Here is a 16646-nt window from a genome sequence, read left to right as displayed (position 1 = left end):
CCGCTGTCCCAGTCAATCACGCCCCTTCCTGCCCGGCTCCGAGGTGCGCCGGTGGCGCCGGGCCCTGGGCGTCCGGCTCGCACCTCGCCGCGGCGCAGACCTGCACCGGTCGCCCACACGGCGAGACGCCCGGATGCGGCAGCGCCGGCCGTGATGACGTTCCGGGGGGTGGGAAACAGACCTGGTTGTCCGCTCCCAGGAGACTCACAAGAATGGCAGGGAAGGAGGCGGGTCGATGAGGATCCTTGTGGTGTGCGGCGCGGGCGCGTCCAGCACGTTCGTGGCTCAGCGCGTCCGGCGCGCCGCGCACGCGCGCGGCCTGGCATACACAGCGGTGGCGGGAACAGCCGGATCCCTCGTGGTCGACCTGGACTCCGCCGACATCGTGCTGGTGGGGCCCCACCTCGTATCCGAGCGCGAATGGATAGAGCGCAGCGCCGCCGGACATGGCGTGGCCGTGGCGTTCCTCCCCGACGATGTCTTCACGGACCTGACCGGGGAGCGCACGCTCGACCTGGTACGAACGACTCTGCCGGATGCACCCCCGGCAGGTCTTGACTCTCACACGACGAACGCGTAGACGCGAGAAAGCAGGAACCATGCCTCCCCTCACCCGCACGGTACGGATCGGGTCCAGCCACGGGCTGCACGCGCGCCCGGCGAAGCTCTTCGCCCAGGCGGCGAAGGAAGCCGGCATCCCGATCACGATCGCGAAGGGATCCGGAGCGCCGGTCAACGCCGCCAGCATCCTCGGCGTCATCGCACTCGGAATCGACCAGGGCGACTACGTCACGCTGACCGCGGACGGCGAGGGAAGCGAAGCGACCCTGGATACGCTCGCCGACCTGTTGAGCACCGACCATGACGCCGAATGAGGACGGGACAGCCACGATGAGCGAGGTCCGCGGAGTCGGGATCGGCCTGGGCGTGGCCCAAGGGCCGATCGCGCGCATGGCCGAGCCGCTTCCGGCACCCGCCGATGCCCCGAGCACGATGTCGCCCGAAGAGGAGACCGCGCGGGTGCGGGATGCGGTGGCCGCGGTGGCCCGCGAGCTGGAGCAGCGTGGATCGCAGGCCGGCGGCGCCGCCCGAGACGTTCTCGAGGCCCAGGCGATGATGGCGGAAGATCCCTCACTCGAGGCTGAGATCGACACCCGCCTCACGGCAGGGAAGACCGGCGAATGGGCCGTGTGGGATGCCTTCGCCTCGTTCCGTGACCAGCTCACCGCGCTCGGGGGTTACCTCGGCGAGCGCGCCGCGGATCTCGACGACGTGGCCCAGCGCGTGCTGGCGCACCTGCGCGGAGTACCGGCGCCGGGCGTGCCCGATCCGGGGCATCCGTTCGTGCTCGTCGCGAAAGACCTCGCCCCCGCCGACACCGCCCTGCTCGACCTCGACAAGGTGCTCGCGCTCGTCACCACCGAGGGTGGCCCGACGTCCCACACCGCGATCCTCGCCCGCGAGAAGTCCATCGTCGCCGTGGTCGGCGCGGCGCAGGCCAAGGACCTCGCCGACGGCACGGTCGTGATCGTGGATGCCGCCGCCGGCGTCGTGACCGTCGACCCGAGCCAAGACGACCTCGACCGCGCGCAGAACCGGGCCGCCGAGCGGGCGTCCGCGTCCTCGGCGCCCATCACCCCCGGAGCGCTCGCCGACGGTACCGCGGTTCCGCTGCTCGCCAACCTGGGCAAACCAGGAGGCGCCGCGGAGGCGGTCGAACTGGGCGCCGAGGGCGTCGGGCTGTTCCGCACCGAGTTCCTCTTCCTCAGCGCGAACTCCGCGCCGACGGTCGAGGAGCAGCGCACGGCGTACACCGAGCTCCTCTCGACCTTCCCGGGAAAGAAGGTCGTCGTGCGGGTGCTGGATGCCGGTGCCGACAAGCCGCTGCCCTTCCTCAACGACGCGCACGAGGAGAACCCGGCGCTCGGGCTGCGAGGCCTGCGCGCGCTCCGCGCGAGCGAAGACATCCTCCGCGAGCAGCTGACCGCGCTGGCCGAGGCGGATGCAGCGACCCGCGCGACGTCGGAAGGCCCGGCCGACCTGTGGGTCATGGCGCCGATGGTCTCGACGGTCGAGGAGACGGAGTACTTCGTCGCCCTGGCCCATGACTACGGACTGAAAACGGCCGGGGTCATGGTCGAGGTGCCCTCCTCCGCGCTCCTGGCCGACCGCATCCTCGCCCGGGCCGACTTCGCCTCCATCGGCACGAACGACCTCACGCAGTACACGCTCGCCGCGGACCGTCTGCTCGGTTCGGTCGCATCGTTCCAGGACCCGTGGCATCCCGCGGTGCTCCGCCTCATCCGTGAGGTGGGCGCGGCAGGAGCCGCCGCGGGTAAGCCGGTGGGAATCTGCGGCGAAGCAGCGGCCGACCCCCTCCTGGCGGTGGTGCTCGTGGGGTTGGGCGCGACGACCTTGTCCATGGCCCCCACCGCGCTGGCGGACGTGCGCGCTTCCCTCCTTACCCACACGCTCGACGACGCCCGACGCGTCGCCGAAGCAGCCCTGGCCGCGGATGACGCGGCCTCCGCCCGCGATGCGGCACGAGCCGCTTCGCTGGAACCAGCACCGGAGGCGGCACGTGCGGCCTCCGCATCACAGAAAGTGACACAGCCATGACAACGACGTCACCAGAGGTGACCCCCAAGAGAGGGGGCGCCCGCGTCGCCGTTCAGCGATTCGGCACGTTCCTGTCCGGCATGATCATGCCGAACATCCCCGCGCTGATCGCGTGGGGTATCTTCACGGCCTTCTTCATCGACGTGGGATGGACGCCGAACGCGGATCTCGCCACGATCGTCGGGCCGTTCATCCACTACCTGCTGCCGATCATCATCGCCTACACCGCCGGCCACATGGTCTACGGGGTGCGCGGTGCCGTCGTCGGCGCCATCGCCACGATGGGCGTCATCGCAGGCTCCGACCTGCTGATCGCCCAGTTCAACGCCACGCTGCCCGCGGGCGAGGAGCCGCTGGGTCAGATCCACCAGTTCATCGGTGCCATGATCATGGCACCGCTCGCGGCCTACACCATGAAGTGGCTCGACAAGCTGTGGGACGGCAAGATCCGGGCCGGCTTCGAGATGCTCGTGAACATGTTCTCTGCGGGCATCTGGGGCTTCGTGATGGCCATCGTCGGGTTCTACCCCGTCGCGTGGCTGGTCAACGGCCTGATGAACGTGCTCAGCATCGCGGTGAACTGGCTGGTGGAGACGAACCTGCTTCCGCTGACCAGCATCATCATCGAGCCGGCGAAGGTGTTCTTCCTCAACAACGCCATCAACCACGGCGTGCTCACGCCCCTCGGCATCGCACAGGCGTCGGAGAACGGCTCCTCGATCCTGTTCCTCCTCGAGGCCAACCCCGGCCCCGGTCTGGGTCTGCTCCTCGCGTTCACGTTCTTCGGCATCGGCGCGGCCCGCGCGTCGGCACCGGGCGCGGCGGTCATCCAGTTCTTCGGTGGCATCCACGAGGTCTACTTCCCGTTCGCCCTCATGAAGCCGGTGCTCATCGTCGCGCTGATCGCGGGTGGTGCGACCGGCGTCACCACGAACATGCTGCTCGGCGGAGCGCTGCGAGCCCCTGCCGCCCCGGGAAGCATCTTCGCGGTGCTCGCGCAAACGGCATCGGGTGCGTACTTCGCGGTCATCCTCTCCGTCGTGCTGTCGGCGGCGGTGACGTTCCTCGTCGCGGCGGTCATCCTGCGCGCCTCTCGCAAACGTGACCTCCTCGCGGAGGGCGACCAGTTCTCCGCTGCGGTTTCGAAGACGGCGGCGAACAAGGGCAAGTCGTCCTCGGCCCTGGATGGGCTGCGCGCCTCCGACAACCGGGACCGCGAGTCCGTGCGCGAGGCCGAGGATGCCGTGGACCGACTCGAGACCGAGGCTGAGACCGGCGGCCGGCTGGACGGCGGCATCGTCGCGACCAAGCCGGTACGCAACATCGTGTTCGCCTGCGACGCGGGTATGGGATCGTCGGCGATGGGCGCGAGCGTCCTGCGCAACAAGATCAAGAAGGCCGGCTACGAGGGGGTCACGGTCACCAACAAGGCCATCGCGAACCTCGACGACTCGGCCGATCTGGTGATCACGCAGAACCAGCTCACCGATCGCGCGCGCCGGCAGTCCCCGGGTGCGATCCACGTGTCGGTGGACAACTTCATGAACTCGCCGAAGTACGACGAGGTCGTGGAGATCGTGCGCGACCAGAACGACGGCGCGTAACAGAACGACCGCTGCGGGGCCGGGCCGGCGTGATGCCCCCGGCCTCGCGGCCTTTCCGTTCGGCTGAGCATTTGCCAGGCTGAATACATCGAACGAAAGGCGAGACCATGGCACGTGATGTCCTCAGCATCGGACAGGTGCGCATCCACTCTGGGAGCGCGACGCGCGAGGAGGCGATGAAGGAGGCCGCAGACATCCTCCAAGCCGCCGGCGCCGTCACCGGCGCGTACTTCGACGCGATGCAACAGCGCGAGGAGACGGTCTCCACCTACATGGGCAACGAGCTTGCGATCCCCCATGGCACGAACGAGACGAAGCAGACGATCCTCGACTCCGGCCTGTCGGTGGTCCGGTACGACGGAGGCGTGGATTGGGGCGGGGAGCCCGTCACCTTCGTCGTCGGCATCGCGGGCAAGGGCGACGAGCACCTCGAGATCCTGTCGCAGATCGCGATCCTGTTCTCCGACGAGGACGAGGTGGCGCGGCTGAAGACGGTGGAGTCGCCCGAAGAGCTCTTCGCGGCGCTATCGGCGGTCAACCAGTGAGCAAAGCCGTCCACTTCGGCGCCGGCAACATCGGCCGGGGGTTCGTCGGGCTGCTCCTGCACGAGGGCGGGTACGAGCTGGTGTTCTCGGACGTCGCCGAGGCGCTCGTCGATGCGATCAACGCCGCGTCCGAATACACGGTCCACGAGGTCGGCGAGGGGGGCGTCGACACCGTCGTCACCGGATTCCGCGCGATCAACAGCGCGACCGACGCGTCCGCCCTGGTGGACGAGATCGCCACGGCCGACGTGGTCACGACCGCGGTCGGGCCGACCATCCTGAAGTTCGTCGCCCCGCACATCGTCGCGGGTCTCGGACTGCGCGATCCGGCCGCCGCTCCCCTGCAAGTGATGGCATGCGAGAACGCCATCGGCGCGACCGACACCCTCCGCGACGAGATGGCCGCCGCCGCCGGCGACGCGTGGGACGCGGTGTCGGGGCGAGCGGTGTTCGCGAACACCGCCGTCGACCGCATCGTTCCCGCGCAGGCCCCGGGTGGCGGGATCGACGTGACGGTGGAGCCGTTCTACGAGTGGGCGATCGAGCGTGGACCGTTCGGTGACGCCCCGCCGCACATCCCCGGCGCACACTTCGTCGACGACCTGACCCCGTACATCGAACGGAAGCTGTTCACGGTCAACACCGGGCACGCGACGACGGCGTACTTCGGGGCCGCCGCGGGCATCGAGCGCATCTCCGACGCCCTCGCCGACCCCGCCATCGCCGCGAAGGTCGAGAAGGCCCTGCGGGAGACCTCGGACCTCCTCATCCAGAAGCACGATCTCGAACCCGCGGCGCAGCACGCGTACCGCGAGACGATCCTGCGGCGCTTCCGCAACCCCGCCCTCCCCGACACGGTGTGGCGGGTGGGCCGGCAGCCGCTGCGCAAGCTCTCGCGGCACGAGCGCTTCGTGGGCCCGGCCGCGGAGGCGATCGAGCGTGGGCTGCCGGTCGACGGGCTCGTGGACGCGATGAGCGCCGCACTGGCCTTCGATGACCCCGAGGATGCGCAGTCCGTGGACCTGCAGCGGATGCTGCGGGAGCAGTCGGCTGCGGAGTTCACCTCAGCGGTGACCGGCCTGGAGGCGGAGCATCCGCTCTTCCCCCGGATCGAGCGGATCGTGGCCTCCCGGCAGGCCGCCCTGTCCTGACGCCGGTTCATGTCCCGGTGAAGCAGCTTTCCGGGCTGAGTTTGCTGCGAAGGTGGGACATCAGACAGGGCCGGGGCGCCACCCGGCGCGGATGAGGGCAGCCCGGGTGCGATCGAGAGCGACGGACCCGTCGCCCGGGAGATGATGGTGGAGCACCCGGACGAGCGTCCACCCGCTTTCGGCCAACCCGTGCCAGCGGTCGGCGTCACGGGCGAACTGCACGGGTCGCTCGCGTGCTGACGACCGTCGTACTCCACGAGCACCCGCCAGCGGGGGAACACCAGGTCGCCGCGGCCGAGGAAGCGGCCCTCATCGTCGAAGAGGTCGATGTTCAGCTCGGGTTCCGGCAGCCCACCGCGCAGCAACACGAGCCGCAGCCGCGTCTCTTCGGGCGACTCGGACCCGACGCGGACGGCCGCGAGCACACCGGCGAGCGTCCGTCCGCGGCGTGCCCATGCCGCCTCCGCACGAAGCTCCTCCATCGTCGCGAGAGGCCGCCGCCGTGCGACGAGGAAGTCGCCCGCGGCCACCATCGCGTCGAACGGCCACTCGTGGGCGAGCTGCACCCACGCGCGACAGGGGTCTTCGAACCGCAGTCCCTCCACCTCTCGAACCGCCGGAACGCGTTGTTGCAGACGGTGACCGCGGATGCCGCGGATCCGTGGCGCCTGGTGCGGCCGGTGCACGGCGACATGGAGGTCACCCAGCCGCCACCCGTAGGGGGTAGGAGCGCCGTACATCACCAGGGCGGTGTCGTGGCTGAAGAACTCGTTCGCGGCCATCCGCTGCGCGTACTGGCGGCAGCGGATGAGCAGCCGAGAGCGCTCGGTGTCGGGCTGCGGGGCGCCCTTCCACTGGCGAACGCCGCGAAACGGCGCAGTGAACCTCGGGCCGGCCAGCGCTCCGCGCCCGATTCCGGCCGCCTCGCCGGCGGCCACCGAGAACGGTCGGTCGTCGAAAGGCGAGTTCCGCGTGGTCACTCCCCCAGGAGACACCCCCAGCGCGCCCCGAGCCGCGCCATCCACAGCCGCCCCTTCGCCCCGCGGACCCGACCGCCCCTGTGGAGGACGGGTCAAAGCCCGTCGTGTCTCAGTTGTGCAGCTTCTGGCACGTCAGAAGCTGCAGAACTGAGACACGACCGGCCGTGAGGTTCTGGCAGAGAGGTCAGGAGGCGAAGCCGTCGGCGATGAGGTCGATGAGCTCCTCGCGCTCCTCGATGGGGAGGAACGCGGCCGCCGCCGCATTGAGCTGGAACGCTTCCAGGTCGTCCAGACCGTACTCGAACGCCTCGACGAGCAGAGCCAGCTCGCGGGTCAGCGAGGTGCGGCTCATCGTCCGGTTGTCGACGTTCACCGTCACGGAGAAACCCAGCTGGTAGAGCAGGTCGAACGGGTGGTCCTCGAGGTTGGTCCCCCACGCCGCAACGGCGCCGGTCTGCAGATTGGATGAGGGGGCAAGCTCCAGAGCGATCTCTCGATCCCGCACCCATCGGGCGAGGTCACCGAGGTGCACGCGCACCTCGTCGCCCGCACGCGAAACGACATCGAGGTCTTCCGCGACCCGAACGCCATGGCCGAGCCGCACGGCGCGCCCGTCCAGCAGAGCCGAACGGATGGAGTCCAACCCGGCCGCTTCGCCGGCGTGCACGGTCACCGGGAAGAACTCCCCCGCGAGGTAGTCGAAGGCCTCCCGGTGGAGGGCGGGTAAGAACCCGTCCTCGGGGCCGGCGATGTCGAACCCGACCACGCCCCTCCCCCGCCACTGCACGGCGAGCCGGGCGATGTCGAGCGAGCGGTCATTGTGGCGCAGCGCCGTCAACAGCTGCCCGACCCGGATGTCCTGGCCGGCCGCCTGCGCGGCATCCTCACCCTCTTCGATGCCCTCCTGCACGGCTGCCACGGCCTCCTCGAGCGTGAGGCCCTGCGTGAGGTGCTGCTCGGGTGCCCAGCGCACTTCGCCGTAGACGACGCCGTCGGTGGCGAGATCCTCGACGAACTCGCGGGCGACGCGCGCCAGTCCCTCACGGGTCTGCATGACCGCCACGGTCAGGTCGAAGGTCTTCAGGTAGTCCACGAGCGTGCCACCCTCGGCGCTTTCCGCAAACCAGTCAGCGAGGTCGTCGGGGTCTGCTTCCGGGAGGTCCACGCCGGCAGCGTCGGCGAGCTCGATCACCGTGGCGGGACGCACCGCGCCGTCGAGATGGTCGTGCAGCGACACCTTGGGCAGCGCGCGCAGCGACCGCCCTTCGATGCGGACGTCGCCGTCGGGTTCGATGGCCATGGTTCCTCCCGGAGCTTCGATCGTCAGGCGGTGATGCGTTCGCGGACCAGCGGTGCGGCCGGTGGAGCCTCGTCGCCGATCTCCCACGCGCCCGCCACCGCATCCAGGGCGCGCGAGAACCGCTCCCCATCATCGGCCAGCAGGGTGAACAGCGGCTGACCGGCAGAGACGGAATCGCCGGGTTTCACGTGCAGGTCGACGCCGGCGGCGTGGATGATCGGATCCTGCGCGCGCGCCCGGCCGGCACCCAGGCGCCACGCGGCGATCCCGAACGGCAGAGCCTCGACGCGCGCCACCACCCCGGCGCGGTCGGCGGTGACCGTGTGGGTCTCGCGCGGCTGCGGCAGCGCCCCATCCGGGTCTCCGTCCTGCGCGCGGATCATGCGCCGCCAGACGTCCATGGCGCGGCCGTCCGCGAGCGCCCGCTCGACGTCGGCGTCGGGCTGGCCCGCGAGCGCGAGCATCTCGCGCGCCAGGGCCACGGTGAGCTCGACGATGTCGGCAGGGCCGCCGCCGGCGAGCACCTCCACCGATTCGCGCACCTCGTTGGCGTTGCCGATCGCACGCCCGAGAGGCGTGTTCATGTCGGTCAGGAGCGCCGTCGTGGCCACACCCGAGTCGGTCCCCAGCGCAACCATGGTGCGCGCCAGCTCCCGTGCGCGGTCGAGGTCCTGCATGAAGGCTCCGGAGCCGAACTTCACGTCCAGCACGAGCGAATCCGTCCCCTCGGCGATCTTCTTGGACATGATGCTGGACGCGATGAGCGGGATCGCCTCGACGGTGCCGGTGACATCCCGGAGCGCGTAGAGCTTCTTGTCGGCCGGAGCCAGGCCGATGCCGGCCGCGCAGATGACGGCGCCGACCCCTTCGAGCTGCGCGAGGATCTCGTCGTTCGACAGGGCGGCGCGCCAGCCCGGGATGGACTCGAGCTTGTCGAGTGTTCCGCCGGTGTGGCCGAGTCCGCGACCGGACAGCTGCGGGACCGCGACGCCGAAGCTCGCCACCAGCGGGGCGAGGGGCAGTGTGATCTTGTCGCCGACCCCACCGGTGGAGTGCTTGTCGACGGTGGGCTTGCCGAGCGAGGAGAAGTCCATGCGCTCACCCGAGTCGATCATCGCGTCGGTCATCACGCGGATCTCATCGCGCTCCATGCCGTTGAGGAGCACGGCCATCGCGAACGCCGACATCTGGGGGTCGGTGACGTACCCGCGGGTGTAGGCGTCGATCATCCAGCGCAGCGCCGGCTCCGGGATGCTGCCGCCATCGCGCTTGGCGCGGATGACATCGATCGCGTCATGCGACTCGATCGACGCGAACTCGGAAGATGAGACGGTCATCGATTGACCGATCCCTGTTGCTGTCGGGTGGCGAGGTCGCGCGGACCGAAGGCGTCGGGCAGAACCTCGTCGATCGTGCGGATGCCCGACACCGTCTCCAGCAGCATCCCGGGAATCGAGTGCTCGAACAGCAGCTGACGGCAGCGTCCGCAGGGCATGAGGGTGCGGCCTTCCCCGTCCACGCAGACGAAGGCCACGAGCTGCCCACCGCCGGACATGTGCAGCTCCGACACGAGGCCGCACTCTGCGCACAGCGTCACGCCATAGGAGGCGTTCTCCACGTTGCATCCCGCGACGATGCGCCCGTCGCTGACGAGGGCCGCAGCGCCCACCTTGAACCGCGAGTACGGTGCGTAGGCGCGTTGCATGGCCTCGGTGGCGGCGACGCGGAGAACGTCCCAGTCGATGTCCGTCACTTCACTCCTTGACATAGGGTTTGCCGGCGGCCTTGGGGCCGATGACTCGGCCGGCCACGATCGCCACGGCGATGAGGGTGACCACGTACGGGGTCATCTCGATGAGGTCGGTCGGAATCTGCGATCCGGCTTGGCCGGCCCAGATGCGGAAGTTGCTGGCGAAGCCGAACAGGAGTGCCGCGATCGCGGCCCCCCACGGGTTCCACCGGCCGAGGATGACCGCAGCCAGGGCGATGAATCCCTGTCCCGCGCTCATCTCTCGGACGAACGCGCCGACCGAGCCGATGGTCAGCGACGCGCCGCCGAGACCGGCGATGAGACCGGCGACGCTGACGGTCCAGAACCGCCACACGTTGACCTTGATGCCGACGGTGTCGGCGGCCAGCGGATGCTCGCCGAGGGCACGGATGCGCAGCCCCCAGGTCGTGCGGAACAGCAGGAACCAGGTCAGGGGCACCAGCAGGAACATGATGTAGGTCGTCAGCCGCTGGTCGAACAACACCGGGCCGAGAACAGGGATGTCCGAGAGCAGCGGGATCTTGATCCGCGGGAGGGTGCCCGGGTCGTTGAGCGCCGCGGAATTGGCGCCGATCACCGCCGAGTAGAGGAAGTTCGTGATGGCGGTGACCAGGCCGATCAGCACGACACCGACCACCACCTGGTCGACGAGGTAGCTGATGGAGAACCATGCCAGCACCATGGCGATCAGCGCGCCGGAGATCATGGCGGCACCGAGGGCGAGGATCTGGTTTCCGGTGACGGATGCCACCATCGCGGCCGTGCAGGCACCGGCGAGCAGCTGCCCTTCGATGGCGATGTTCACGATGCCGACGCGCTCGCCGATGACCCCGGAGAGCGCGCCGAACACGATGGGGGTGGACAGCGCGATCGCGCCGGTGAGGAGGAAGACCACCGGCACCGATCCCCCGGCGCCGACCCAGGCGACGAGGGCCACGAGGAATCCGAGGCCGACGACGAGCGGGAGCCAGACGCTCACCCGGCGTCGGCGGGCGGCCAGCGCGAACGCGCCGGCGGCCGCGGCGACCGCGATGACGCCGGACACGAGACCGGCCGCACGCGCGGTGGTGACGAACGGGGCGAGCTGGATCGCGTCGTCGCGCCCGGAAAGCTGGAACGCCACCGTCTCGTCATTGCCCAGCAGACCGAACGCCACGAGCGTGATCGCGGCGAGCGCGCCGAGGAGGATCGGGGTGCGCCAGGCGCGGGGCGGGAGGGCGCCGGCGGGAGCGCGCGTTTCGGGAACGGCGACGGCGGTCATCACTCGTCTCCCTTCGCCTCGAGCTGCGGCTTTCGACCGGTGTTCAGCTCGGTCACTTCGCGCGGAGTCGGCAGGAACCGGAAGATGGCGCGCACCAGCGGCGGCGCGGCGATGAACAGCACGATGAGGCCCTGCACGACACCGAGGATCTCCGGTGCGACATCGGCCAGCTGCATCGTGGGGCCGGCGGCACGCAGCATCCCGAACAGGATCCCGGCCAGCAGCACGCCGCCCGCCCGCGAGCCGCCGAGCAGAGCCACGGTGATCGCGTCGAATCCGATGCCGGAGTCGATCGAGGGGCCGAAGTTGCCGTCGCGCCCCAGCGACTGGTTGATGCCCGCCAGACCGATGAACAGGCCGGACAGCACCATCGCGACGATGTACATCCGCTTCACGTCGATGCCCGCCGTGCGCGCGGCGTCGGGGTTCAACCCGACCATGCGCAGCCGGAAGCCCAGCGACGAGCGCTCCATGAGCCACCAGTAGACGCCGACGGCCAGGATGCAGAGGACGAAGCTCCAGCGGAGATCGAAGCCCGGACCGAAGATGCGGGAGAACACCGCGGTCGGGTCGGGCGCCCGCGTCGTCGGGTTGTTCCCCGACTCCATGTCGTGCAGCACCGGGGTGCGCATGAGGAACGTCGCGAACGACACCGCGATGTAATTCATCATGATCGTGACGATCACTTCGTGGGCGCCGGTGGTCGCCTTGAGCAGCCCCGCGATGCCTGCCCAGATCGCGGCGCCGACGAGCCCGAACAGCACCGCGACGACGAGGTGGATGCCATAGGGCAGGTGCAGCTGGAACGAGGCCCATGCCGACCAGATCGCGGCCATGACCATCTGGCCCTGGCCACCGATGTTGAACAGACCGGCGCGGAAGGTCAGCGCGACACCGAGGCCGGCGGCGATGAGGGGGCCGGCGAAGCGGAGCGACTCCAGGAGGGGCCGGATCGCGCGGTCGGGGGAATCGGCGGAGAAGTTGTAGATCGATCCCCGGAAGAGCGCCGCGTAGGCATTCCCGACCGCGCGCGCGGCTTCCCCGAGGAAGTCCGTCGGGCGGGAGAAGAAGTACGGCAGCGTGCGACCGACGTCTTCGTTCGTGAAGATGATGAGCACCGATGCCACGATGAGCGAGAGCACGATCGCGGCGAGGGTGCGGACGATGCCGCCGGAGGCGATGTCACGAAGCACGTCGCCGAGCGTCGGGCGGCTCCCCGGAGCCGGGTCCGGCGTGATGACGTCGGTCTGCGGCTGGGTCATTCGTGCACTCCTGCCATGAGGCGGCCGAGCCGCTCGCGAGGCGTGTCGGCGGGGACGATGTCGATGATGGCGCCCCGGTACATCACGGCGATGCGGTCGGCGAGGGCGACGACCTCGTCGAGCTCGGTCGAGATGATGAGGACGGGAATGCCCGAGTCGCGGATCTCCACGATCCGCTCGTGGATGAACTCGATCGACCCCACGTCCACGCCACGCGTCGGCTGCGACGCCACGAAGAGTTTGAGGTCGCGTCCGAGCTCGCGGGCGAGCACCACCTTCTGCTGGTTGCCGCCGGAGAGGCGTCCGACCAGGACGCCGCGGTGCGGGGTGCGGATGTCGAACTCCTCGATCGCCTCGTCGGCGAAGCGGTCGCGTTCGGCGAAGTCGATCGCGGGGCCTTTCGTGAAGGGGCCGGAGAACGATCGGTCGAGCATCAGGTTCTCCGCCACGGAGAACTCCGCGACCAGCCCGTCCACTTTCCGGTCTTCCGGCACGAACCCGACGCCGCTGTCGAGCACGTGTCGCACGTGAGCGGAGGAGAGCTCCTCCCCGTCCAGGCGGATGCTGCCCTGCACCTTGTCGCGGAGTCCGACGAGGGCCTCGGTGAGTTCGGTCTGCCCGTTTCCCTGCACACCGGCCACGGCGAGCACTTCGCCGGCGCGGATGGTGAAGGAGATGTCATCCAGGAGTCGCTCGCCGGCGGGCCCGAACAGGGTGAGGTTCTCCACGACCAGCGCTTCCGCGCCGAGCTTCGGCGGATCCTTGTGGACGGTCAGTTCGACCGCGCGCCCCACCATGAGGGCGGCCAGTTCGTCGGTGGATGCACTGGGGGCGGCTGATCCGACGACCTTGCCGAGCCGGATGACCGTGATGGTGTCGGCGACCGCGCGCACCTCACGGAGCTTGTGCGTGATGAAGACGATGGAGGTGCCGCCGTCGGCGAGGCGACGCATCGTCGCCATCAGCTCGTCGGTCTCCTGGGGGGTGAGCACCGCGGTGGGCTCGTCGAGGATGAGCACGCGGGCATCCCGCGCCAGCGCTTTGATGATCTCGACGCGCTGCTGCGCGCCCACGGGGAGGTCGCCCACGACGGCGTCCGGGTCGAGTTCGAAGCCGAAGCGGTCGGAGATCTCGCGGACGCGGCGGCGGGCCTCGGCGAGGTCGAGCACCCCGCCCCGGCTGGGCTCGTGGCCGAGGATCACGTTCTCGGCGACGGTGAAGACGGGGATGAGCATGAAGTGCTGGTGCACCATTCCGATGCCGGCGGCCATGGCCTGCCCCGGTCCGGAGAAGCGCTGCGGGACGTCGTCGAGAAGGATCTCACCCTCGTCGGGCTGGTAGAGCCCGAAAAGCACATTCATGAGGGTGGACTTCCCGGCGCCGTTCTCCCCGAGGAGGGCGTGGATTTCGCCGGTTTCCACCACGAGGTCGATGGCATCGTTGGCCACGAGCGGTCCGAACCGCTTCGTGATCCCACGGAGTTCGAGTTTCATGGTGCGACCCATCCTGCCGGAACCGGCTCGAAACGGCACACGCCGAGGCGGACTCTGCCGCCCCGGCGTGTGCCAGGGGTGTGACTGTGCCAGTGAGGGGACGAAGGATCAGACGCCGGCGAGCGGGTCGATCGAGCCGTCGATGATGCCTGCCTTGAGCTCTTCGAGCTTGTCCTTCACGTCCTGCGGGATCTCGCTGTCGAAGTCGCCGAACCCGCTCAGTGCGGTGCCGTCGTTCGCGAGCGTGCCGACGTACGGCTCAGCGGTGAACTCGTCACTGTCGATGATCGACGTGATGACCTCGAGCACGGCCTGCGTCATGCGCTTCTCCACCGAGGTGAGCGTGATGTCGGCGAGCTCGGGCTGGGTGACGGCGATGTCCTTGTCGACACCGAGCATGACGCCCGAGCCGGCCTCGCGGATCGCCTCAGCGGTCGCGGTGAAGAGGCTGCCCGCGACGGGGAAGATGACATCCGCGCCGGCGGCGAGCTGCCCCTGCGAGATGGTCTTGGCCACACCGGTGTTCGCGAAGTCGCCCACGAAGTCACCGGTGTTCGCTGCCGGGTCCCAGCCGACGATGGTGATCGGCGTACCGGTCTCCTCCTCGTAGTACTTCGCACCGTTGTAGTAGCCGGTCATGAAGGAGGTGACGGAGTCGATCTGGTCGCCACCGTAGGTGCCGATGATCTTGCTGGTGGAGTACGCCGCGGCGAGGTAGCCGGCGAGGAAGCTCGACTCCTGCATCGCGTAGGTGATCGGCTTGAGGTTCTCCTGGCCCTGGTTCCACCCGTCGATCCACACGAGGCGGGCTTCGGGGTTGGCGTCGGCGAAGTCGAAGATGACGTCGTTGATGGAGAAGTTGAAGCCGACCGCGAAGGTCACGTCGCAACCGGCGTCGACCATCTGCGTGAGGTTCGGGGTGAAGTCCTCTTCGCTGTTGGACTCGGCGTCGGCGATCTCGATGCCGAGGTCGGACTCCGCGTCGAGCAGGCCCTGGTAGGCCGACTCGTTGAAGCTCTTGTCGTTCCAGCTGCCCTCGTCGGACACGGCGCAGGCGAGGAAGTCGCTGTCCTCTGCGGAGCCGCCACCCTCCTCGGGAGCCGGTGCGCACGCCGACAGCAGCAGGCCGGCGGCTCCGATGAACGCCATGGTGGCGAAAGTCCGCTTACGGGTGGGTGCAGTCACTGCAGTCCTCTCTGAACAGGTTCCGGGCGCGGAGAAACCGCAGCGCCCAGCCGGGATATTTCTGAACGTTACGTCGGATGGCGCACAACCACCCACTCTGGTAAGCCCTCAGGCCCGAAGAGTTACCAAGTTGCGATGCTTCCGGGTCGCTCAGAGCACGTCGCCGCGACCGGTGAGCTTCAGAGCATCCACAACGCCCTTCACGCGCTGGGCGTGTTCGCTCGTGGTCACCAGCAGTGCGTCGGCGGTGTCGACGACGACGATGTCCTGCACACCGATGAGGCTGATGATGCGGTCGGTCTGCGACACCACGATCCCGCTGGAGGCGTCCGCGAGAACCCGCGCCGAGCCGCCGAGGATCGCCAGCTCGTTCTTGCCCCCGTGGGAGTTGAGCTTGGCCAGACTCGCGAAGTCGCCCACGTCGTCCCAGTCGAAGTGTCCGGGGATGACCGCGAGGCGGCCCTTCTCGGCAGCAGGCTCCGCGACGGCGTAGTCGATGGCGATCTTCTTCAGAGTCGGCCACACCCGATCAACGACGGGACCGCGCCGCTCGCGGTCGTCCCAGGCCTCGGCCAGTTCCAAGAGCCCCGCGTGCAACTCGGGCTCGTTGGCGGCCAGTTCGGCCAGCAGCACATCGGCCCGACTGATGAACATGCCGGCGTTCCACAGGTAGTTGCGGTCGGCGAAGTAGGTGCGCGCGGTCTCCAGGTCGGGTTTCTCCACGAACCGCTCGACCATCGCCGCCTCGGGAGCGCCGTCGACGTCGAGCTCTCCGTCCTTACGGATGTACCCGAAGCCGACCGAGGGCTCGCTCGGCTGGATGCCGATCGTGCAGATGTACCCGGCGCGGGCGACCGCGACCGCCTGATGCACGGCGAACTCGAACGTGCGAGTGCCCCGGATGACGTGGTCCGCGGCGAAGGAGCCGATGATCACGTCGGGGTGTCGGCGGTGCAGGATGGCCGCGGCCAGCCCGATCGCCGCAGACGAGTCGCGCGGCTCGGACTCGAGGAAGACGTTGTGGTCGGGGACGGCCGGAAGTTCCCTCTCGACGGCCGCGCGGTGCGCTCGCCCGGTGACGACGGCGATGCGGTCGTGCCCTGCCAGTGGCTCCAGCCGATCCCACGTGTCACGCAGCAACGTCTGACCCGAGCCGGTCAGGTCGTGCAGGAATTTGGGCGCCTCAGCGCGAGAGAGCGGCCACAGCCGGCTGCCGATGCCGCCGGCGGGGATGACGGCGTAGAAGTTCTCGATCGGGTCGTTGGGCATGGGATCAGGCTATCCGGGCGGGGATCGCGGGGCATGTCGCTCGTGTGACCGTTGTGGGACGGGGCATCCGCCGCCCGCCGGGACTATCTCGATATCGAGACACTAAGGCCGCCCTAATCCCCGGGATTACGCCCCCCGACGTAGGATGAACCAGCGCCCGTGTGACGCAGGAGCCTTGTGCTTCTTGGGGCAAAGAAAGCCCCGCC

General features: G+C 69.2%; 15 protein-coding genes. 6 read left to right on the top strand and 9 right to left on the bottom strand.

Going from position 1 to position 16646, the window contains the following annotated elements; genetic code table 11:
* Positions 1-235: 235 nt before the first annotated feature.
* The 6 genes from AC4FS2_RS02245 (at position 236) to AC4FS2_RS02220 (ending at position 5919) form a co-directional block, all read left to right on the top strand.
* The gene (locus tag AC4FS2_RS02245) at positions 236-580 is read left to right on the top strand and encodes a PTS sugar transporter subunit IIB (protein WP_491153891.1); all 345 of its coding nucleotides are present in this window, start codon (positions 236-238) and stop codon (positions 578-580) included.
* 19 nt (positions 581-599) lie between these two features.
* Positions 600-875: an HPr family phosphocarrier protein gene (locus tag AC4FS2_RS02240; RefSeq protein ID WP_491153893.1), complete on the top strand. Its 276-nt coding sequence runs from the start codon at positions 600-602 to the stop codon at positions 873-875.
* A gap of 16 nt (positions 876-891) precedes the next feature.
* Entirely contained in the window at positions 892-2619 is a 1728-nt protein-coding gene (gene ptsP, locus AC4FS2_RS02235; protein WP_491155678.1) for a phosphoenolpyruvate--protein phosphotransferase, read from the top strand.
* Positions 2616-4223 (top strand): PTS mannitol transporter subunit IIBC, encoded by a 1608-nt coding sequence (locus tag AC4FS2_RS02230; RefSeq protein ID WP_491153895.1) that lies wholly within the window; start codon positions 2616-2618, stop codon positions 4221-4223. Before ptsP ends, AC4FS2_RS02230 begins: the two co-directional genes overlap by 4 nt.
* Before the next feature lie 107 nt (positions 4224-4330).
* Entirely contained in the window at positions 4331-4768 is a 438-nt protein-coding gene (locus tag AC4FS2_RS02225; protein WP_491153897.1) for a PTS mannitol transporter subunit IIA, read from the top strand.
* Complete coding sequence (locus AC4FS2_RS02220) at positions 4765-5919, top strand: mannitol-1-phosphate 5-dehydrogenase (RefSeq protein ID WP_491153899.1); 1155 nt, start codon at positions 4765-4767, stop codon at positions 5917-5919. The genes AC4FS2_RS02225 and AC4FS2_RS02220 overlap by 4 nt, the downstream gene beginning before the upstream one ends.
* A gap of 60 nt (positions 5920-5979) precedes the next feature.
* Here AC4FS2_RS02220 and AC4FS2_RS02215 read toward each other — a convergent pair whose 3' ends face one another.
* From AC4FS2_RS02215 to AC4FS2_RS02175, 9 genes are all read right to left on the bottom strand, one after another.
* Positions 5980-6141, bottom strand: a complete 162-nt coding sequence (locus AC4FS2_RS02215; protein ID WP_491176301.1) for a hypothetical protein — start codon at positions 6139-6141, stop codon at positions 5980-5982.
* 942 nt (positions 6142-7083) lie between these two features.
* Complete coding sequence (locus AC4FS2_RS02210; protein ID WP_491153900.1) at positions 7084-8199, bottom strand: adenosine deaminase; 1116 nt, start codon at positions 8197-8199, stop codon at positions 7084-7086.
* A 23-nt stretch (positions 8200-8222) separates the two neighbouring features.
* Positions 8223-9536 carry a thymidine phosphorylase gene (locus AC4FS2_RS02205; RefSeq protein WP_491153902.1) on the bottom strand — a complete coding sequence of 438 codons (1314 nt, stop codon included), beginning with the start codon at positions 9534-9536 and terminating at the stop codon, positions 8223-8225.
* Complete coding sequence (locus AC4FS2_RS02200; RefSeq protein WP_491153904.1) at positions 9533-9952, bottom strand: cytidine deaminase; 420 nt, start codon at positions 9950-9952, stop codon at positions 9533-9535. The genes AC4FS2_RS02205 and AC4FS2_RS02200 overlap by 4 nt, the downstream gene beginning before the upstream one ends.
* Position 9953: 1 nt before the next feature.
* Positions 9954-11231, bottom strand: coding sequence for an ABC transporter permease (locus tag AC4FS2_RS02195; RefSeq protein WP_491153906.1), 1278 nt, complete (start codon positions 11229-11231; stop codon positions 9954-9956).
* Entirely contained in the window at positions 11231-12493 is a 1263-nt protein-coding gene (locus tag AC4FS2_RS02190; protein WP_491153907.1) for an ABC transporter permease, read from the bottom strand. Before AC4FS2_RS02190 ends, AC4FS2_RS02195 begins: the two co-directional genes overlap by 1 nt.
* Complete coding sequence (locus AC4FS2_RS02185) at positions 12490-13986, bottom strand: ABC transporter ATP-binding protein (protein WP_491153909.1); 1497 nt, start codon at positions 13984-13986, stop codon at positions 12490-12492. The genes AC4FS2_RS02190 and AC4FS2_RS02185 overlap by 4 nt, the downstream gene beginning before the upstream one ends.
* 108 nt (positions 13987-14094) lie before the next feature.
* Positions 14095-15171, bottom strand: coding sequence for a BMP family lipoprotein (locus tag AC4FS2_RS02180; RefSeq protein WP_491153911.1), 1077 nt, complete (start codon positions 15169-15171; stop codon positions 14095-14097).
* A 150-nt stretch (positions 15172-15321) separates the two neighbouring features.
* The gene (locus AC4FS2_RS02175) at positions 15322-16440 is read right to left on the bottom strand and encodes a mannose-1-phosphate guanylyltransferase (RefSeq protein ID WP_491153913.1); all 1119 of its coding nucleotides are present in this window, start codon (positions 16438-16440) and stop codon (positions 15322-15324) included.
* Between the last annotated feature and the right edge of the window lie 206 nt (positions 16441-16646).

It is taken from the genome of Microbacterium sp. Z10_103 (genome assembly GCF_058310455.1).
This window is presented reverse-complemented; position numbering and strand designations above follow the sequence as displayed.